Source organism: Kribbella sp. CA-294648 (assembly GCF_050943845.1).
Classification (GTDB): Bacteria; Actinomycetota; Actinomycetes; order Propionibacteriales; family Kribbellaceae; genus Kribbella.
On record NZ_CP191981.1, the window covers coordinates 139,680 to 158,691 of the forward strand.

16 protein-coding genes are annotated in these 19,012 nt (G+C 68.8%); 5 read left to right on the forward strand and 11 right to left on the reverse strand.

What is annotated here, in order from left to right; genetic code table 11:
- The first annotated feature begins 21 nt into the window (after positions 1 to 21).
- Together ACQPYM_RS00700 and ACQPYM_RS00705 are read left to right on the forward strand one after the other, a co-directional pair.
- The gene (locus ACQPYM_RS00700) at positions 22 to 585 is read left to right on the forward strand and encodes a hypothetical protein (protein ID WP_433013130.1); all 564 of its coding nucleotides are present in this window, start codon (positions 22 to 24) and stop codon (positions 583 to 585) included.
- Positions 586 to 607: 22 nt separating this feature from the next.
- Entirely contained in the window at positions 608 to 1,483 is an 876-nt protein-coding gene (locus ACQPYM_RS00705; protein WP_433013132.1) for a proline dehydrogenase family protein, read from the forward strand.
- On the opposite strand, the gene ACQPYM_RS00710 is transcribed toward ACQPYM_RS00705, so the two are convergent.
- Both ACQPYM_RS00710 and ACQPYM_RS00715 read right to left on the reverse strand, forming a co-directional pair.
- The gene (locus ACQPYM_RS00710) at positions 1,480 to 2,928 is read right to left on the reverse strand and encodes an MDR family MFS transporter (protein WP_433013134.1); all 1,449 of its coding nucleotides are present in this window, start codon (positions 2,926 to 2,928) and stop codon (positions 1,480 to 1,482) included. The genes ACQPYM_RS00705 and ACQPYM_RS00710 overlap by 4 nt on opposite strands.
- A 170-nt stretch (positions 2,929 to 3,098) precedes the next feature.
- Complete coding sequence (locus tag ACQPYM_RS00715) at positions 3,099 to 3,599, reverse strand: hypothetical protein (RefSeq protein WP_433013136.1); 501 nt, start codon at positions 3,597 to 3,599, stop codon at positions 3,099 to 3,101.
- A 173-nt stretch (positions 3,600 to 3,772) separates the two neighbouring features.
- On the opposite strand from ACQPYM_RS00715, the gene ACQPYM_RS00720 reads away from it, so the two are divergent.
- Positions 3,773 to 6,046 carry an NACHT domain-containing protein gene (locus ACQPYM_RS00720; protein WP_433023511.1) on the forward strand — a complete coding sequence of 758 codons (2,274 nt, stop codon included), beginning with the start codon at positions 3,773 to 3,775 and terminating at the stop codon, positions 6,044 to 6,046.
- A gap of 52 nt (positions 6,047 to 6,098) precedes the next feature.
- Here ACQPYM_RS00720 and ACQPYM_RS00725 read toward each other — a convergent pair whose 3' ends face one another.
- Genes ACQPYM_RS00725 through ACQPYM_RS00760 form a run of 8 tightly spaced genes read right to left on the reverse strand, consistent with a single transcriptional unit; the run spans position 6,099 to position 16,673 of the window.
- Positions 6,099 to 6,707 carry a TetR family transcriptional regulator gene (locus tag ACQPYM_RS00725; protein ID WP_433013138.1) on the reverse strand — a complete coding sequence of 203 codons (609 nt, stop codon included), beginning with the start codon at positions 6,705 to 6,707 and terminating at the stop codon, positions 6,099 to 6,101.
- A 15-nt stretch (positions 6,708 to 6,722) separates the two neighbouring features.
- The gene (locus tag ACQPYM_RS00730) at positions 6,723 to 8,288 is read right to left on the reverse strand and encodes an AMP-binding protein (protein ID WP_433013140.1); all 1,566 of its coding nucleotides are present in this window, start codon (positions 8,286 to 8,288) and stop codon (positions 6,723 to 6,725) included.
- A 51-nt stretch (positions 8,289 to 8,339) separates the two neighbouring features.
- The gene (locus tag ACQPYM_RS00735) at positions 8,340 to 9,497 is read right to left on the reverse strand and encodes an acyl-CoA dehydrogenase family protein (RefSeq protein WP_433013142.1); all 1,158 of its coding nucleotides are present in this window, start codon (positions 9,495 to 9,497) and stop codon (positions 8,340 to 8,342) included.
- The gene (locus tag ACQPYM_RS00740) at positions 9,494 to 11,440 is read right to left on the reverse strand and encodes a biotin carboxylase N-terminal domain-containing protein (RefSeq protein ID WP_433013144.1); all 1,947 of its coding nucleotides are present in this window, start codon (positions 11,438 to 11,440) and stop codon (positions 9,494 to 9,496) included. Before ACQPYM_RS00740 ends, ACQPYM_RS00735 begins: the two co-directional genes overlap by 4 nt.
- Before the next feature lie 5 nt (positions 11,441 to 11,445).
- Complete coding sequence (locus tag ACQPYM_RS00745) at positions 11,446 to 13,011, reverse strand: acyl-CoA carboxylase subunit beta (RefSeq protein WP_433013146.1); 1,566 nt, start codon at positions 13,009 to 13,011, stop codon at positions 11,446 to 11,448.
- The gene (locus tag ACQPYM_RS00750) at positions 13,008 to 14,129 is read right to left on the reverse strand and encodes an acyl-CoA dehydrogenase family protein (RefSeq protein WP_433013148.1); all 1,122 of its coding nucleotides are present in this window, start codon (positions 14,127 to 14,129) and stop codon (positions 13,008 to 13,010) included. Before ACQPYM_RS00750 ends, ACQPYM_RS00745 begins: the two co-directional genes overlap by 4 nt.
- Entirely contained in the window at positions 14,126 to 15,853 is a 1,728-nt protein-coding gene (locus ACQPYM_RS00755) for an acyclic terpene utilization AtuA family protein (protein WP_433013150.1), read from the reverse strand. The genes ACQPYM_RS00750 and ACQPYM_RS00755 overlap by 4 nt, the downstream gene beginning before the upstream one ends.
- A gap of 34 nt (positions 15,854 to 15,887) precedes the next feature.
- Positions 15,888 to 16,673, reverse strand: a complete 786-nt coding sequence (locus ACQPYM_RS00760; protein WP_433013152.1) for a TIGR03084 family metal-binding protein — start codon at positions 16,671 to 16,673, stop codon at positions 15,888 to 15,890.
- Between the two features lie 265 nt (positions 16,674 to 16,938).
- On the opposite strand from ACQPYM_RS00760, the gene ACQPYM_RS00765 reads away from it, so the two are divergent.
- Both ACQPYM_RS00765 and ACQPYM_RS00770 read left to right on the forward strand, forming a co-directional pair.
- Positions 16,939 to 17,679, forward strand: coding sequence for a GntR family transcriptional regulator (locus tag ACQPYM_RS00765; RefSeq protein ID WP_433013154.1), 741 nt, complete (start codon positions 16,939 to 16,941; stop codon positions 17,677 to 17,679).
- Positions 17,680 to 17,758: 79 nt separating this feature from the next.
- Positions 17,759 to 18,463, forward strand: coding sequence for a hypothetical protein (locus ACQPYM_RS00770; protein ID WP_433013156.1), 705 nt, complete (start codon positions 17,759 to 17,761; stop codon positions 18,461 to 18,463).
- A gap of 108 nt (positions 18,464 to 18,571) precedes the next feature.
- Here the strand turns inward: ACQPYM_RS00770 and ACQPYM_RS00775 are convergent, their stop codons facing one another.
- Positions 18,572 to 19,012 (reverse strand): SRPBCC family protein, encoded by a 441-nt coding sequence (locus ACQPYM_RS00775; RefSeq protein WP_433013158.1) that lies wholly within the window; start codon positions 19,010 to 19,012, stop codon positions 18,572 to 18,574.

Genomic DNA, 19,012 nt, shown 5'->3' on the forward strand with positions numbered 1-19,012 from the left:
ACCGTGGCAGAGTCACCTCTCATGTCCAAAGCCACCGCACCTCCAGTACGCCGGTACATCAACCGGGCAGTCGGCGTTGGCTTTGCCGTTGCGTTGCTCTGCGGAGTGGGCGGCGCCTTCGTGGCAGATGACGTGGTCGGCGGACTAGGACGCCTCGTCAACCACGACGAGTTCGCCCTGCGGGTGCTCGGCTGGTGCTGGGGAGGCCTGCCGTTCGTCGTACTGGTCCTGGCGTACACCCAGCGCCACCGCCTGTCGCAGCGCATCAAGCGAGGACTCACCTACGCCGTGACGGCCTGGACCGCCAGCGGCGCCCTCCTCATGCCCGGTCGGCACAGCAGTGCGGAGGAGAGGTTCGGCGAGGCCTATCTCGACGCCCGGCCACTCGGGTTCGGCTGGGCCGCGGGCTTCATGGCACTGTTCGCCACGTTTCTGGCGACCGCTCTCCTGGCCATTGTCTGGCGCAAGCTCACCGGCACCGTCACCAAGCAGTCAGTGGTCACCCTCAACCGGGGCTTCACCATCTTCTTGGTCCTGTTCACAGTCGGCGGCCTGATAGCGGCTCTGCTCGCCCCAATGCCCTGACGGTGCTGGCAGACTTGCCGGCATGCGTGCGGACCGGGCGATTCTGTTCAAGCTGGCGACCAACGAGCGACTCGAGCAACTGGTGAAGGGCATCCCAGGCGGCGAGGAGAACGCCTGGCGGGCCGCCTCCCGGTACGTCGCCGGCCGGACCCGCGACGAGGCACTGCAGGTAGCGGAGGCGCAGGTCGCCAAGGGACACGGCATCAGCGTCGACCTGTTCGGTGAGCTGTCCACTGACCCGGCAGACGCGGTGCGGGTGGCCGACGAATACCTGGAGCTCGCCAAGCTCCTACCCGAGCCGCCCGCTGACGCCTGGCTCTCCCTGGACCTCTCGCACCTCGCACTGGACGCAGACCCGGGCGGTGCCGCCGACCAGGTCGCCCGGATCGCCGAAGCCCTCCCACCGGGCCGACGGCTGCAGATCGGCGCGGAGGATGTCGCCCGGACCGACAAGATCCTGCAGTGCGTCCTGGAGGTCGCCGGTCGCGGTCTGGCCGACCACCTCGGCGCCACTGTCCAGGCCAACCTCCAGCGCTCCCCTGGAGACATCGATGCGCTGACAGAGGCCGGAGTACACGTCCGGCTCGTCAAGGGCGCGTACGTCGAACCAGTCGGCGCCCACCCGTACGGCGAACCGACGGACATCGCGTATCTCCGCCTCGCTCACCAACTGGCAGCCAGCGGCGGCAACTGGTCCCTGGCCACGCACGACGGCCGCCTACGCGAGGCGGTACTGCTCGCTGTCGGGCCAGTCCCCGTGGAGCAACTACTGGGCGTCCGGCCCGAAGTACTGGATGACCTGCACGCCAGAGACATCCCAACTCGCGTCTACATCCCCTACGGCCCCGACTGGTTCCGCTACTGGCTCCGCCGCATCGCAGAGTCCCGCGGCGCCTAGTCTCGGGGTGCCTCGGTGACTCGGTTGGGCATGAACATGACTGCTACGACCAGGAGTACCGCGGCCGCGGCGGCGCCGTAGTACACGTTGTGGATGGCTGGGGCGAGGATCTCGCCGGGGAGATGCTCCAGGTCGGCGTGGCTGTTACCGAGCCGGCTGGCCACCACTCCGTTCGCGACCGCACCGAAGATGGCCACGCCGACCGCGCTGCCGACCGAGCGGGCGAACATGTTGGCGCCGGTCACGACTCCGCGGCTCTTCCAGTCGACCGACGACTGCGCCGCCACCACCGCCGGTGACGCGGAGAAGCCGAGGCCGATCCCGATCACAAAACAGGCGAACGCGAGGTAGACGACCGAGCTCGACGGCTTGACCGTCAGCAGCAGACCCGCGCCGACCACCACGAAGGCCGAGCCGATCACCATCGTGGTCCGGAACCCGAGGCGCAGGTACAGCCGGCCGGCGAGCGAGGCGGCGATCGGCCAGCCCAGCGTCATCGCGGCAAGCGCGAAGCCGGCCACCAGCGCCGACGTACCGAGCACGCCTTGGGCGTACAGCGGCACGTACGTCGACAAGCCGATCATCAGGACGCCGATGAGTAGGGCCGAGGAGTTGGCCGAATTGAGGACGCGGTGTCCGAGCACCCACAGCGGCAGGACGGGCTCGGCGGCGCGTCGCTCCACGAACCCGAAGGCGACGAGCAGCAAGGCGGCGACGGCGAGGATCGCGATGCTGGTGACCGAGTCCCAGGCCCACATCACGCCGCCCTCGAGCAGGCCGAGCAGCAGCAGCGAGCCGCCGACCGCGAGCAGGATGGTGCCGGCGTAGTCGATCTGTGGCTTGGCCGTCCGGACTACGTTCTCCTTGAACCGGCGGTAGAAGACGAGACCTGCGGCCAGCCCGAGCGGGACGTTGACGAAGAAGATCCAGCGCCAGGAGACGTAGTCGGAGAACACGCCGCCGAGGGTTGGGCCGACGAAGGACGCGATCCCCCAGACGCTGGCGATGTAGCCCTGCACCTTGGCCCGCTCGGCGACCGAGTAGATGTCGCCGACGATCGTCATCGCGATCGGCTGGATCGCACCGGCGCCGAGGCCCTGGATCAGCCGGAAGGCGATCAGCGCGGGCATGCTCCAGGCGAACCCGCAGAGCACCGAGCCGAGCACGAACAGCACCACGCCGAGCAGCATCATCGGCTTGCGGCCGCGCAGGTCGGCGAGCTTGCCGTAGATCGGTACCGAGACGGCCTGGGCGAGCAGGTAGATGGAGAACAGCCACGGGAACTGGGTGAACCCGCCGAGATCCTCGACCACCGACGGCACCGCGGTCGCCAGAATGGTCGCGTCGATCGCCACCAGCCCGACACTCAGCATCACCGCGAGCAGAATCGGCCCACGCTCCGACCGCAGCCCCACCCCGGCCCGATCGATCCGCTCAGTAGTCATGACAAAGTCCAACTTAAGCCACCGCACCAACGATTCCCGACCCACCTTCACCCACTGGACCCCGCCTGCGGCGGGTGAAGGAAAGTGCAGGTGAGTTGGGGCAGCGGGTACTGCGGTGGCGGTGCCTGCCCAGCTGGTTGTGCTGGGGGCACCGCCCCGGGCTGGCTAAGTCAGTTGGTCCAGTCCGTCGCGCCCGCCGCGATGGCTACGTTGTTGACGTTGTAGATGTAGGCGTCGGCTCGGTCCTGCCATCCCTCGACCCACTCGACCCCGCCGGTCGAGCAGAGCCGGTCGGGGGCCACGATGATGCCGGTCCCGTGGTAGCAGGTCGACATGATGGCCTCGACGGGCAGGTTGTCAACATGCCGGTTCCGGACGTGGCCGTTGGCGTGCTCGCCCGGGTTCATCGTGTAGCCCAGCCGGACGTTGGTCCACCGGATCAACCGGCTGTCGTCCCAGCGCTGGCACAGCTCGACGTAGCCGACGGTGGTCCGGGGGTATTTCAACGCCTTGATGTCGGCCACGTCGAGGCGGTGGTTGGTGCCGTAGCCGGTACAGATGTCGGTTGCCGCGGGCACGGCGGTGGCGGTGCCCGCGGCGCCTAGGGTGAGGCTGCCGGCGGCGACGGCCAGTACGGCGGCGGCTGTCTGGCCGATCCGGATCTTGTTCATCGAAGTTTCTCCCCTGGTGTAGCGAGTCCAACTCGGTCTGCGACCACTGTGGTGGCGCCCAGCCGGCCGTGGGGGAAGTCCGGACGAATCCGGACGGCGGCCACGACGGCGGGGTCGGGGACACGGGATCGGCGGCGAGCGGTCTGGTGGCTGGGTACGCTCCGTGGGTGAGGATGCGCGGGCTGATCAGGGTGGTCGTGCTCGTGGTGACCATCTCGCTGACGTTGGTGTTGCTGCCGATCGCGATCAACGTCGGCACCGGCGGGACCGCGCCGGACTTCCTGGCGCCGTACGTCGGGTGGACGTGGCCCGCGATCGGGGTGTTGTGGCTGGTCGCGATCGGCACCGGGCTGGCGGAGTACCGGAGTCGGCGGACGGTCGGGCTCTCGGCGCGTTCGGCCGACCAGCCGCGCAACCGGCCGAATGCGCTGGCCCGGGTCGATCGCTATCTGGCCGACCGGTTCGCCGGTTCGCTCGCCTCGCAGACCAACCTCGCGCTGGCGCTCGACGTCAGTCCCGAGGCGGTGATCCGCCCGTACGACCTGCTCGTCCAGCCGCTCGACGGCAACACCACCGAGGTCCGCGAGGACGCCAACATCGCCGCGGCCTTCGACGACCTCCAGGACTCCATGCTGATCCTCGGAGCACCCGGCGCCGGCAAGACCACGCTGCTGCTGGAGCTGGCCCGCTCCCTGGCCGCGCAGGCGCACAGCAATCCCGACAACCCCATTCCGGTCGTTGTCGACCTGGCCAGCTGGACCGCGTCCACTGCACGCGAGGAGGACGACGACCCGGCGGACAGCCCGCTGCTCGCCGGCTTCATCCGCTGGTTGCTGACCGAGCTGAACAACCGGTACCAGATCCCCGCCGCAGTCGGCCGGGTCTGGTTGAGCAAGGGCCGTCTCGGCCTGCTGCTGGACGGCTTGGACGAAGTAGCCCTTGCCCACCAGGAGAAGCTCGCTCCTGTACTGGCCGAGCTGGGCCAGCGCTACCTGGTCGGCCAGATAGCCGTCACCTGCCGCATCCAGGAGTACGAGCAACTGCAGCATCGCCTCAAGCTGTACGGCGCTGTGCGCATCCGCCCGCTGAGCCGGCGCCAGGTGCTCGACTACTTCGCCTCCGGCGGCGAAGAGCTAGCTGGTGCGCTGGCTGCCATCGAGCGGGACGAGGACCTGTGGGACCTGGTCAACTCGCCACTGATGCTCAATGTCATGGCGCTCGCCTACCAAGGCCGGGACGCCCGCGAGGTCGCCGCCGGAGTGCTGGCCGATCATCGCAGAGACCTGTTCGACACGTTCATCTCCGAGGTGCTGGCTCGCTATCGCCCGAGCAGCCCGCACTTCGAGTCCCGCGCGGCCGTCCGCTCGCTCTGGTGCCTTGCCTGGTGGACACGGACCAGGGCCGGCGACCGCATCGAAGTACCGCGTCGCCTGACGCCGAACGGCTGGTACGGCCTGGTCCTCCCCGCAGTCGGCTACCTGGCCCACATGGTCTGCCTGCCGGCCCTCTTCGCAGGCCTGGCCGCCGGATCCGCCGCAGCCGCCACCGCCCTGTACGGCGTATCGTCCGGACTCGCAGTCGCCGCAATCGCACTGGTGCTGGTCCATGTGCGACCGCGCACTTGGTGGACGCTCCGCCAAGGCAGTGACCAACCACGCGGACGACTGATCGCGGTCATGGTCTGCGGGGGCGCCGTCGCCGGTCTGGCGTCGGCCCTCATCGCCACTGCTCTGGTTGAGAGTCTGCCTCCTTGGCTCGGCCTGGCAGTGCAAGGCGCGGTGGTGTGGGTGTCGTACGGCCTCGAGTACGTCCTGTCGGGCCACAACCGCCGTCGCCTCTGGCTCACCGTCCGCCTGCTCGGCGTCACCACCGCGAGCTGGCTGGTCTTCACCAGGGTCGATGACCCGACCGACTTCGTGGCCGGCTCGGCGATCGCGCTGATGGTTGCCCAAGGCATCCGTTTCGTGAAGGCGCTGCCAATGGATCATCTGGTCTACCCGCACAGCGAGGACGAGCACGGCGGCGATCGGTGGCGGATGGACAAGTGGACCGGTGCCGGCGCGCTGGCCGGTCTGCTCGTCGCTGCCGCGCTGGGCGCGAGCCTGTGGTGGACCAACGGGCCAGAGGCGGTCATGGGCATCGTGGCGGGCACGGTTGCCGCCAAGGCGTGGCGGCGGCGTGCCCCGTTCTTCGCTGGTGCTCTGTCGCGTGGACTGCATGGCTTCCTGCTCCGGTGGAGCGGCTACCTGCCCTGGCGACGCGGCGCCTTCCTGCGCTACGCGGCCGAACGCTACGTCCTGTCCAGGACTGGCCGAGGCGAATACGCCTTCATCCACCTCCTGGTACGCGACCACCTGGCCGAGTGCGACCCAGACACGCTGGCAGCCAAGGTAGACGAGCGCATAGCCGCCAGAACCGCACACCGCGGCCTAGCCCGCAGCCGCTGAGCCGCAGGCACCGGCTGCCCGGCTGCCCACACCCTCCACGCCCCAGCGCTTGCTAGCGTGCAGCCGCGAGCACCTGGTCAAGGATGAGTGACCACTGCCGGACGATCCCGCGGCGCCGGGCGGCGTCGTCGGTCAGGAGGTCGGCAAGCCCCAGACCGCGTGCCATGTCGAGCACTCCCTGGACCGTCTCCCGCACCCCCGGCGTGCGCTCCTCCACCTCGAGCACCTCCAGCAGAGCCCGGTGCGCCTGCCGCCCGACATGCGCCTCCAGCCGCACGATCTGCTGGCGCAGCGGCTCCTCAGTAGACGCCGCAACCCACAGGTGCAGCGCAGCACGGAACAGCGGACCCGTGTAGACGTCAGCAAGCATCCCCACGATCGCCTCGGTCCGCCCTTTACCGCTGGGCAGCCCCGCAGCCTGCTGCCGGATCTCCGCCAGCCGCACCTCGGTCATGTACTCCACTGCCGCCGCAAACAGATCAGCCCGCGTCGGGAAGTGGTGCTGCGCCGCACCCCGAGACACACCCGCCCGAGCCGCCACCACCGCGACAGTGGTCGCCGAGTAGCCCACCTCGGCCAGCGACTCGAGCGACGCCTCCAGCAGCTTCTGCCGAGTCGCCCGGCTCCGGTCCTGCTGCGGCTCCCGCAGCACCTCACTCACAACGAGTCCAGGGAATCACTCACGCGTAGCCTCCCGAGCTCGCAGCTCACGCCGCAGGATCTTGCCCGAGGCAGCCTTCGGAACGGCGTCGATGAACTCCACCTGCCGGATCTTCTTGTACGGCGCGACCCGCTCCGCGACGTACTCGATCACATCGGCCTCGGTCAGCTCCACTCCGGGCATCGGGACGACGAACGCCTTCGGCACCTCGTTGCCCTCCACCTCGACCCCGATCACAGCGGCATCCGCGATCCGGGTGTCCGTCAGCAGCACGGCCTCCAACTCGGCCGGCGGCACCTGGTACCCGTGGTACTTGATCAGCTCCTTGACCCGATCGACGATGTACAGATACCCGCGTTCGTCCACATGTCCGAGATCGCCGGTGTGCAGCCAGCCGTCCGGATCGATGGTCGCGGCCGTCTCCTCGGGCCGGCCCAGGTACCCCTTCATCACCTGCGGGCCGCGAATCCAGACCTCGCCGACCTCACCCGCCGGTACGTCGTTGCCATCCGCACCGACCAGCCGCATCTCGGTGGACGGGAAGAGCTTGCCCACGGCACCGCGCGGCGGATCGATGTCGTCCTGCGGCACAGAGTGCGTTCCCGGCGACAACTCGGTCATCCCGTACGCCTGCAGTACTGCGTGCAGCCCAAGCCGCTTGGCGCACGCTTCGGCCAGGTCAGCGTCGAGCGGTGCCGCCGCCGATGTCACGTACTTCAGCGAGGACAGGTCCACCCCATCGACCGCCGGGTGCTTCGCCAGCGCCAGCACGATCGGCGGTGCGACGAACGCGCGAGTGATCTTCTGCTCGTCGAGCACGGTCAGGAACTGCTGCAACTCGAACTTCGGCAGCACCACCACGGTCACCCCGAGCCGCAGCGGCAGGTTCATCAGCACGGTCAGCCCGTAGATGTGGAAGAACGGCAGGATCGCGATCAGCCGCTCGCCGTCCCCGAGGTTGATCATCGGCTCGGCCTGGGTGATGTTCGTGGCGATGTTGCGATGTGTCAGCATCACGCCCTTGGCCGCGCCGGTGGTCCCACTCGAGTACGGCAGCACCGCGACGTCGTTGGCCGGATCGATGTCGACCACCGGCTCGGGCGCAGTCGACGCGAGCAACTCCATCACCGACCGATAGCCCTCGGCCGTGTCGCAAACGAGGATCTCCTGTACGCCGGTGCCTTCCACGGCGGCGGTCGCGACCGGCAGGAACAGCGAAATCGTCACCAGCAATTTCGCCTTCGAGTCCACCAGTTGCTTGTGCAGCTCGTTCGCGGTGTAGAGCGCGTTGACCGTCGTCACCGTGGCGCCGGCGCGGGTGGCGCCGTAGAAGACCGCCGGGTAGATGATCGTGTTCGGGCTGTAGAGCGCGACCGTGTCACCGTGCACGATGCCCAGCTCGGCGAACCCGGCTGCCATCCGCCGGCTCATCCCGTCGAGCTGCGCGTAGCTGATCTGCTGCCCGGTGACGCCGTCGATCATGGCCGGCCGGTCGCCGTACTCCTGCGCACGGCCGAGCACGGCGTCGTGGATCGGCACGTCCAAGATCTCGACGGGCGGGTACTCACTCTGAATGACCATGGCGGGGTCCTCTCTTCACGACGACGGCCTTGGAGGATGACGATGGCGGAATCAGTACGACTTCGGTAGGCCCAAACTGTGCTGCGCGACGAAGTTGAGGATCATCTCCCGGCTGACCGGCGCGATCCGGCTGGCCCGGGCGGCCGCGACCAGCGAGGCCACGCCGTACTCGACGGTCATGCCGTTGCCGCCGAGGGACTGGACGGCCTGGTCGGTGGCGCGCACGGTCGCCTCGCCGGCGGCGTACTTGGCCATGTTCGCCGCCTCGCCGGCGCCGAGGTCGTCGCCGGCGTCGTACAGGGCGGCGGCCTTCTGCATCATCAGCCGGGCGAGTTCGAGCTCGATCTTGTTCTGCGCGAGCGGGTGCGCGATCCCCTGGTGGGCGCCGATCGGGGTCTTCCAGACCTGGCGTTCCTTGACGTAGGCAACGGCTTTGCCGAGCGCGTGCCGGCCGATCCCGATCGCGAACGCCGAGGCCATGATGCGTTCGGGGTTGAGGCCGGCGAAGAGCTGCATCAGGCCGGCGTCCTCGGAGCCGACCAGCGCGTCGGCGGGCAGCTGGACATCGTCGAGGAAGAGCGAGAACTGCTTGTCCGGGCTGATCAGGTCCATCTCGATCTGCCGGAATTCCACGCCGGGCGCATCGGTCGGCACGATGAACAGGGCCGGCTTGAGCTTGCCCGTCTTCGCGTCCTCGGTCCGGCCGACCACCAGGACGGCCTTGGCGACGTCGAGCCCGGAGATGTAGACCTTCCGCCCGGACAACGCCCAGCCGTCACCGGCACGCCGGGCCGTCGTGATGATCCCATGGGAGTTGGAGCCGGCGTCGGGCTCGGTGATCGCGAAGGCCATCGTGGTGGTCCCGTCGGCGAGCGAAGGCAGCCACTGCTCCTTCTGCCCGTCGGTACCGAACCGGGTGATCACCGTGCCGCAGATTGCCGGCGACACGACCATCATCAGCAGTGGGCAGCCAGCCGCGCCGAGCTCCTCCAGCACGATCGACAGGTCGGCCATGCCGCCGCCACCGCCGCCGTACTGCTCGGGGAGGTTGACGCCGAGGTAGCCGAGCTTGCCGGCCTCCTGCCAGAGCTCGGTGGTCTGCCCGCCGGAGCGCGCTCGCTCGTTGAAGTAGGCGTAACCGTACTTCTTCCCCAGCTCGCTCACCGCCGCCCGCAGCGCGCGACGTTCCTCGGACTCGACGAAGCTCATGCGTCCTCCTCCACTTGTACTACGGCCAGGACCACCCCGACCTCGACCTGCTGCCCAGCGGCAACGGCGAGTTCGGTCACCACCCCATCGGCCGGCGCGGAGATGGTGTGCTCCATCTTCATCGCCTCCAACCACACCAGCCCCTGCCCACGCGTCACCCTGTCACCCACCGCAACCCCGACCCGCACCACACTCCCCGGCATCGGCGCCACCAACGCCCCCTCCGCAAGCTGCTGCGAAGGATCAGGAAACCGCTCAACCGGCACCAACGCCACCGACCCCACACACACCAGCCCCGGGTACGCCGCCACCGTCAACGCCCGCCGCACCCCGTCAACCTCAAGCACCACTCGCTCAGGCGCGGCGTCAACCACCGTCGGACCGCCTTCGACAACAACCCCGTCACGAGTCACCCAATAGTCGACGTCGTACTGCGTCTCCCCGACCCGATAGCTCTTCCGCTGAGCCTGCGAGGGGAGATTCCGCCAGCCGGAAGGCACCCGGCGCTGGACCGCAGTCCGCTCCCGCCGCGAAGCAGCATCAGCCAGCGCCGCCGCCACCGCAGCAAGTCGCTCGGCAGCCGCATCCGCCGGCTCACCAATCCCGTGCTGCTCGAAGAACGCCGTATCGGTATCGCCGGCCAGAAAGGCGGGATGCCGGAGAATCCACACCAGTAGCTCACGGTTCGTCCGGACGCCGTGGATCTCGGCGCGCTCCAGCTCCGCCGCCAACCGAGCCGCCGCCTGCGCCCGCGTCGCGCCCCAGACGATCACCTTCGCCAACATCGCGTCGTAGTACGGCGAAACCTCCGACCCGCTCACCACGCCCGAGTCCACGCGGATCCAGGGCGTGCCTTCCCGAGGACCACCTGGACCAAAGGAAGAACCAGGAAGTTCGAAGCGGTGGAGGGTGCCGGTCTGGGGCTGCCAATCGTTCCCCGGGTCCTCCGCATACAACCGCACCTCGATGGAATGCCCAACAGCAGCAGGTGGTTCGGCCGGTAGCGCCTCGCCCGACGCGACGGCAAACTGCAGTGCCACCAGATCCAAACCGGTCGTCGACTCGGTGACCGGGTGCTCCACCTGCAGCCGCGTGTTCATCTCCAGGAAGTAGAAGCCGCCCTTCTCATCGGCCAGGAACTCAACCGTCCCCGCGCCGACGTACCCGATCGCCTGCGCCGCCTTCCGCGCCGCCTCGAACAGCTGCTCCCGCATCCACGGAAGCCGTTCCACCAAAGGCGAAGGCGCCTCCTCGACGACCTTCTGATGCCGCCGCTGGATCGAGCACTCGCGCTCGCCGACCGCCCACACCGTCCCGTGCTGATCCGCCAGCACCTGTACTTCGATGTGCCGCCCGGTCGCCAGATACGGCTCGCAGAAGACCGTCCCGTCCCCGAACGCGGACAACGCCTCGGCCTCGGCGGACGCGATCTCCGCCTGGAGATCTGCCAGCCGCTCGACTACCCGCATACCCCGGCCACCGCCACCCGCCGAGGCTTTCACCAGGACCGGCAGGTCCGCATCGGTGACATCACCAGCCGCGAGCTGCCGCAGTACCGGCACCCCCGCCGCGTCCATCAGCTTCTTCGCCTCGATCTTCGACCCCATCGACAAGATCGCCTCGACCGGCGGCCCGATCCAGGTCAGCCCCGCATCCATCACGGCCGCCGCAAACCCGGCGTTCTCCGACAGGAACCCATAGCCAGGATGCACCGCATCCGCGCCGGCCTTCAGCGCCGCCTCGATCACCAACTCCCCGCGCAGATAGGTGTCACCAGGCGCAGTACCGGGCAGATGCACCGCGGCATCCGCCTCCCCGACGTACGGCGCCGACGCGTCAGCCGTCGAGTGCACCGCGACCGTCGACACGCCCAGATCCCGCGCGGTCCGGAACACCCGCCGCGCGATCTCCCCACGATTCGCCACCAGCACCGACGTGATCATCGCCATCACATCCGGAAGACGCCGAAGTTGGCGCCGTCGAAGCGGGTGCCCTCGACCGAGGCCGAGTGGATGGCCGACAGGCAGATGCCCAGGACGGTCCGGGTGTCGCGCGGGTCGATCACGCCGTCGTCGTACAGCCGGCCCGACAGGAACATCGGGAGTGACTCCGCCTCGATCTGGCCTTCCACATAAGCCCGCATCGCGGCGTCCCCGTCCTCGTCGTACGGCTGGTTCTTGGCGGCCGCGGCGGCGCGGGCGACGATCGACAGCACCCCGGCGAGTTGCTGCGGTCCCATCACCGCCGACTTCGCCGACGGCCAGGCGAACAGGAACCGCGGATCGAAGGCCCGTCCGCACATCCCGTAGTGCCCGGCCCCGTAGGACGCCCCCATCAGGATCGAGATATGCGGAACACGAGAGTTGGAGACCGCGTTGATCATCTGCGCGCCGTGCTTGATGATCCCGCCTTGCTCGTACTCCTGCCCGACCATGTACCCGGTCGTGTTGTGCAGGAAGATCAACGGCGTGTCGGCCCGGTTCGCCAGTTGGATGAACTGCGCCGCCTTCTGCGCCTCCTCGCTGAACAGCACCCCGCGCGCATTGGCCAGGATTCCGACCGGATAGCCGTGCACCGACGCCCACCCGGTCGCCAGCGACGACCCGTACTGCGGCTTGAACTCGTCGAACACCGACCCGTCCACCACCCGGGCGATCACGTCGCGCGGGTCGAACGGAATCTTCAGGTCACCCGGCACGATGTCCAGCAGCTCGTCCTCGGAGTACAAGGGCTCCTCGTACTCCGGTGCCGGTGGCGGGCCGAGCTTCTTCCAGTTCAGCCGCGAAACGATCTGCCGGCCGAGCCGGATCGCGTCCCGCTCGTCGACGGCGAAGTAGTCGGCCAGCCCGGAGACCCGGGCGTGCATCGCGGCGCCGCCGAGCGACTCGTCGTCGGCGTCCTCACCGGTCGCCATCTTCACCAGCGGCGGCCCGGCCAGGAACACCTTGGCGCCACCGTCGACCATCACCACGTAGTCGCTCATGCCCGGGATGTACGCGCCACCGGCGGTCGAGTTGCCGAACACCAGCGCGATCGTCGGGATGCCCTCGGCCGACAACCGGGTCAGGTTGCGGAACATCGCGCCGCCGGGGATGAAGATCTCCTTCTGCGTCGGCAGGTCAGCGCCGCCCGACTCGACCAGGCTGATCACCGGCAACCGGTTCGCCCGGGCGATCTCGTCCGAGCGCAGTGCCTTCCGCAGCGTCCACGGGTTGCTCGCGCCCCCCTTGACCGTCGGGTCGTTCGCGGTGATCAGGCACTCGACGCCTTCCACCACCCCGATCCCGGTGATCAGGCTCGCGCCGACGGTGAAGTCACTGCCCCATCCCGCGAGCGGCGACAGCTCCAGGAACGCGGTGTCCGGATCGAGCAGCAACTCGATCCGCTCCCGTGCGAGCAGCTTGCCGCGGTGGTGATGCCTTTCCACGTACTTCGGACCGCCGCCGGCCAGCGCTTTGGCATGCTCGGCCTCCAGCGCGGTCAGTTTCTCCAGCATCGCCTCGCGATTGCTCATCCGGTGAACCCCAGTCTTTTGGCCGCCAGGCCGGTCATGATCTCGGTGGTGCCGCCGCCGATGGCGAGGATCTTCTGGTCGCGGTACTGCCGCTCGACCTCTGCCTCGCGCATGTAGCCGAACCCGCCGTGCAGTTGCAGCGCCTGGTCGCACACCCATTGACCCGCCTCGACCGCGGTGTTCTTGGCGAAGCAGGTCTCGGCGATCACGTCCTCACCTGCTTCGGCACGGCGGACCACCTCGTGGGTGTAGACCCGGGCGACGTCGATCCGTCGTGCCATCTCGGTCAGCGTGTGCTGCACGCTCTGCCGCGAGATCAGCGGCCGCCCGAAGGTCTCGCGGTCCCGGCACCACGCCACAGTCAGGTCGAGCGCGCGCTGCGCACCCGCATAGGCCTGTACTGCGAGGGTCAGCCGCTCGGCGACGAAGTTGACCGCCAGTTGGACGAAACCCGTGTCGACCGCGCCGACCAGGTTGGCCGCCGGCACCCGGACGTCGGTGAAGGACAACTCGGCCGTGTCCGAGCAGAGCCAGCCCATCTTCTCCAGCTTGCGCGAGACCTCGAAGCCCGGCGTACCGCGCTCGATCACGAGCAGCGAGATGCCGTGCGCACCCTGACCGCCGGTGCGAACCGCGGTGGTGACGAAGTCGGCGCGGCAGCCCGAGGTGATGTAGGTCTTGGCGCCGTTGACGATGAAGTGGTCACCGTCGCGGCGGGCCGTAGTACGGAGCGAGGCGACGTCGGAGCCGCCGTCCGGTTCGGTGATCGCGAGCGAACCGATCAGTGCTCCTTCGAGCGTCGGCCGGACCCATCGCTCGATCTGCTCGTGGTTGCCCGCAGCAACGATATGGGGAAGGGCGATTCCGCAGGTGAGCAGGGATGCGACCAGTCCGCCGGACCCGCCGGCGTAGTGCATCTCCTGGACCACCGTGATCGCGTCGGCGAGCGATCCGCCGCCACCCCCGACTGCCTCGGGAAACGCGACCCCGAGCAACCCGAGCTGTCCGGCCTTCTTGTGCAGCTCGCGCGGCAGCTCCCCGTCCCGCTCCCACTGGTCCAGATTCGGCAGCACCTCCGCGGCCATGAACCGCCGCACGCTGTCCCGGAAGGTGGTCACAACAACACCTCAGGTACATCGACGTACCGCGAGCGCAGCCATTCCCCGACCGCCTTCGCCTGAGGATCAAAGCGCGCTTGCGAGGCGACTCCCTCGCCCAGCATCCCGCCGACGACGAAGTTCAGCGCCCACAGATTCGGGAGGACATGTCTGGTCACCGGCAGGTTCTCGGTCTCCGGCAACAGCTCCCGGAACTTCTCGACCGTCAACGTGTGCGCGAACCATCGCCACGCCGTCTCGTTCCGCACCCACACCCCGACGTTCGCGTCGCCGCCCTTGTCGCCACTCCGCGCGCCGGCGATCCGGCCCAGCGGGACCTCGCGGGTGAGCGACCGGGCCGGCCGTCCCGCCGCAACCAGTTGCGGCAACGGCATCGGCAACGCGCCGCCTTCCGCGATCTCCAGCTCCTGGGTCTGTTCCGACGGCTCGATGGTCACCCGACTGCCGTCGGGAAGGACGACAACATGGTCGACCTTGCGCGCATCGACATACCCGGCCGTGAACACGCCGTACGGCGAGGCGTCACCCGGCGGAGCCGTCACGTGGAAGCCGGGGTAGCTCGCCAAGGCCAGCTCGATCGCAGCGTTGGAGAAGGCGCGACCGACCACCTTCGGATCGGGGTCCTTGACCGTGCACTTGAGCAGGACGCTCGCCTCTTCCTCGGACTCCGCGTTCGGCTGCTCTGTCCAGACCAGGTGCCATTTGAGCTCGGCAGGCTTCGTCTGTAGCTCTTGCTCGAGCTGCCGCTGCACCAGTTCCGCTTTCGCCTCCAGCTCCAACCCGGTGAGCACGAACGTGACCTCGTTGCGGAAGCCCCCGATGCTGTTCAGCGACACCTTGTACGTCGGGGGCGGTGGCTCGCCTTCGACGCCGCTGATCCGGATCCGGTCCGGGCCGTCCTCGGACAGCTCGATCGTGTCCAGCCGCGCGGTCACGTCCGGACCGGCGTACCGGGCGCCGGTGATCTCGTAGAGCAGTTGCGCCTTGACCGTGTCGATGGTGACCGCGCCGCCGGTGCCGTCGTGTTTGGTGATCACGCTGCTGCCGTCGGCGTGGATCTCCGCGATCGGGAAACCTGGCCGGCCGAAGTTGCGGAGCTCGTGGAAGAACGCGTAGTTGCCGCCGGTCGCCTGGCAGCCGCACTCGATCACGTGCCCGGCGACGACGGCGCCCGCGAGTGCGTCGTACTGGTCGCGTCGCCAGCCGTGGTGCGCGGCGGCCGGTCCGACGATCACCGAGGCGTCGGTGACGCGGCCGGTGACGACCACATCGGCACCGGCGTTGAGCGCCTCGGCGATACCCCAGGCGCCGAGGTACGCGTTGGCGGTCAGCGGCTGGCCGAGGTCGAGATCCTTGGCCCGGGCGAGCAGGTCGTCACCTTCGACGTACGCGATCTTCGGGTGCAGGCCGAGCTTGTCCGCGAGCTCCTGGATGGCTTGCGCGAGACCCGCGGGGTTGAGCCCGCCGGCATTGCTGACCACCTTGACGCCCCGGTCCAGCGCTTCGCCGAGCCCGGTCTCGAGTTGCTTGAGGAAGGTCTTCGCGTAGCCGAGGGACGGGTCCTTCAACCGGTCCCGGCCGAGGATCAGCATGGTCAGCTCAGCCAGATAGTCGCCGGTCAGCACGTCGAGCGGCCCGCCGGTCACCATCTCCTGGAAGGCGCTGAACCGGTCACCGTAGAACCCCGAAGCATTCCCGATCCGAATCGGCGCCCGCTCGGTCATCGCGTCCACCCGCTCATCGCGCCCGCCTGGGCGCTCATGCGAACTGCCCGCGCTCGCGACCAGTGCCCGGCAAGCCGGCGAACGCCTGGATGATGCCCAGCCACTCGTCAGCCTCCGCTCCGACTGCCCGGACATCGAGGTCGTCGCGATGCCGCCGCTGCGTCGCCAGCAGGCAGAAGTCCAACGCCTTGCCGCTTACCCGTTGCTCGGCGTCCTCAGGCCCCCAGGTCCATCGGTCGCCATCCGGCCCGGTCAGCTCCACGTGGAACGGCGCGGCCGGCGGCTGCCGATCGTTCAGCAGATAAGCGAAGTCCCGAGTCCGTACTGCGAGGTGCGCGACGTGCTTCAACCGGTTGCTCGGCTGCCGCGTGATCCCGAGCGCGTCCGCGACGTCCTGCCCGTGCGCCCACGTCTCCATCAACCGCGCCGTCGCCATCGAGGCCGGACTCATCGGCGGCCCGAACCAGGCGATCTTCTGCCCGGCAGGCACCGCCCGCAACGCCTCCTGCAACTCACCTCGCGTCTGCCGCCAGTACGTCAGCAGCTCGCCCGGCGTCAGCGCGGCACCCTCGGCAGCGCCGTCGTCCACGAATCCGGTCGGGTTCTCCGCGGCCTTCCGCAGCTCCGCCTGGAACTCGTCAGGCTCTACCGCGGCCAACCGCGCCGCCTCGTCCGTCCAGGCCAGGTGCGCGATCTGATGCGCGATCGTCCACCCTTCGGCAGGCGTCGGCGTACTCCACCCGTCGGCCGCCAGCCCGCCGACCAGCAGGTCGAGCTCGACACTCTCCGCACTCAGATCGTCCAGCACCACATCCAGCACGCGCCACTCCCGCCCTAGACCAGTCCCCCGAGCCTCCCACCCCCACCCGGAAGAATCAAGCACACGTGCTTGTTTTGGGCGTCCGGACCGCCCCCACTCACAAACCTGCCCTCCGCAGGCCCTGGCGTCTCCGGTTACGCCTGACCGGGACCGCCCGGCTGGGGTTTGTGAGTGGGGGCGGTCCGGGAGGTTGGTCTAGTTGAGTGTTGTTCGATGAGGTTCGAAAGGCTTTCCGGGAAGACCGTCGGGGTGTTAGGCAGGGCAGATGCACAGTTCGTTGCCCGGTAAGGCCGCTGAGATCCGGGCGCTGTTGCTCAACCTGATCGACACCCTGCCTGAGGGTGCCGCACTGCCGCCTGAGCGCGAACTCTCCGCGCGCTGGAACGTCGCGCGGATGACGTTGCGCCGCGCCGTCGACGAGCTGGTGATCGAGGAGTTGCTCGTCCGCCGGCACGGCAGCGGCACCTATACCGCCCGCCCGAAGGTGGCGAAGTGGCTCGGCATGATGGGCTTCTCCGAGGACATCCGCCGCCGGGGCATGCAGCCGGGCAGCCACATGCTGGAGTTCCGGCGGGCGAAGGCCGAGCGTGCGGCCGCGCGCCGGCTCCGCATCCCGGTCGCCGACCCGGTGCTCACCTTCACCCGGCTCCGGCTCGCCGACGATATGCCCATGGTGGTCGAGCGCACCACACTCCCCGGCAGCTACGTCCCGGGTCTGGAAGCCGAAGATCTGAGCGGCTCCCTCTACGAGTTGCTGACCAACCGGTACGGCATCGAACTGGTCAGCGGTACGTCGAAGCTCGAGCCCGTGATGCCCGACGCCAAGACGGCCGAGTGGCTCAACATCCCCGGCACCCAGCCGTGCCTGGCCCTGCACGGCGTCAGCTTCGACCGCCGCGAGCGCGTCTTCGAGTACACCTCAGCTGTCTACCGCGGCGACCGCTACGCCTTCACCGCCGAACTCCGCATGACCCCCACGATGCGAGCCGACGCCAAGGGCCTCTAGCCCACTGACTGAGCGTGAGCAGGCGGTCACTATGATCACAATAGTGATCACGTGTGCGGAATTGTGGGCGCGGTAGCCGGTGGATTTCAGTACTCCGATCAGCACCGTCATCCCTTCGCTCGACGGTCCGGTGCTGCAAGTTCTCGCCCGAGCCGACCGGATGCTCTCGGGTCGGCAGGTCCATGCCGAGGCAGGGACCGGGAGCGTGGCCGGTGTCCGGCTGGTCCTCCAGCGACTGGCCTCGACCGGGCTGGTCCACGTCGACGAGGCGGGCAGTTCGCTGCTCTACCGGCTCAACCGCTCCCACCTCGCGGCCCAAGCCGTCGAGCTGCTCGCCAACCTCCGCGCGACCTTCGCCGACACCCTCGCGGCCAACATCGCCTCCTGGCGCATCCCACCACTCCACGCCAGCCTGTACGGCGCTGCCGCCCGTGGCGAGGGTGACCTCACCAGCGACGTCACGCTGCTGCTGATCCGCTCCGACGAAGTCGCCCCCGACAACCGTCTCTGGGAGGAACAGGTCGGCGGCCTGATGAGCGACATCGTCGAGCTCACCGGCAACCCGGTCGATGTCGACGAGCTGTGCCTGCGAGACCTCTCCAACCACCAGCGCGCCGCAGTACCCGTCGTCGAGGAGTGGCTCCGCGACCCCACGATCCTGCACGGCGCCCCACTCCAGGTCCTCCTGGCCGGCCGAGCCAGCGTCGAACGCCCAACCCTCGCCGACCTGCCGTCGCTTCCGGATCTGGCGAACTTCCCAGCGCTGCCGGCCTTGCTGGGGTGACCGCGGAGCCCCAGCCCATCAATGGCCGAGGGCAACACGAGGCTCCCCGCTCACCCGGCGGGTCCGCTCAAGGTGCGGGCGACGGTTTGATGGGATGACGGTCCGCCCTCACCCCCGAGACTCCAGCAGCGCCTTCACCTTGGCGAGGTCCTTCCGGTTCGCGCGACGCATCGCCGCCGCCATCAGCGGGCCGGCGACGCCGGCGAACCCGGAGGGCTCGCCGCGATTGCGCAACGTCATCCGCGTCGCGTCACCCTCGGCAGACCACTGGTAGCTCGTCTCCATCGGAAACGGCCCCTGCGCCGTCCGCATCACCAACCGTTCGAGCGGCACCAGCTCGACCACCTCGTACGTGTACGCGAGACGCCGCCCCAGGAAGTGCGCGACGAAGTTCATCCGCGACCCCACCGCGACCGGCGGCTCGGTCAGCCACTCGACCGACTCGATGTTCGCGTACCATTCCGGCGCGTTGCCCGGATCCCCGGCGTACGCCGCCACCTCGGCCACCGGCCGCTCGATCACGATCTCGGTCAGTACGTCGACGGCCAT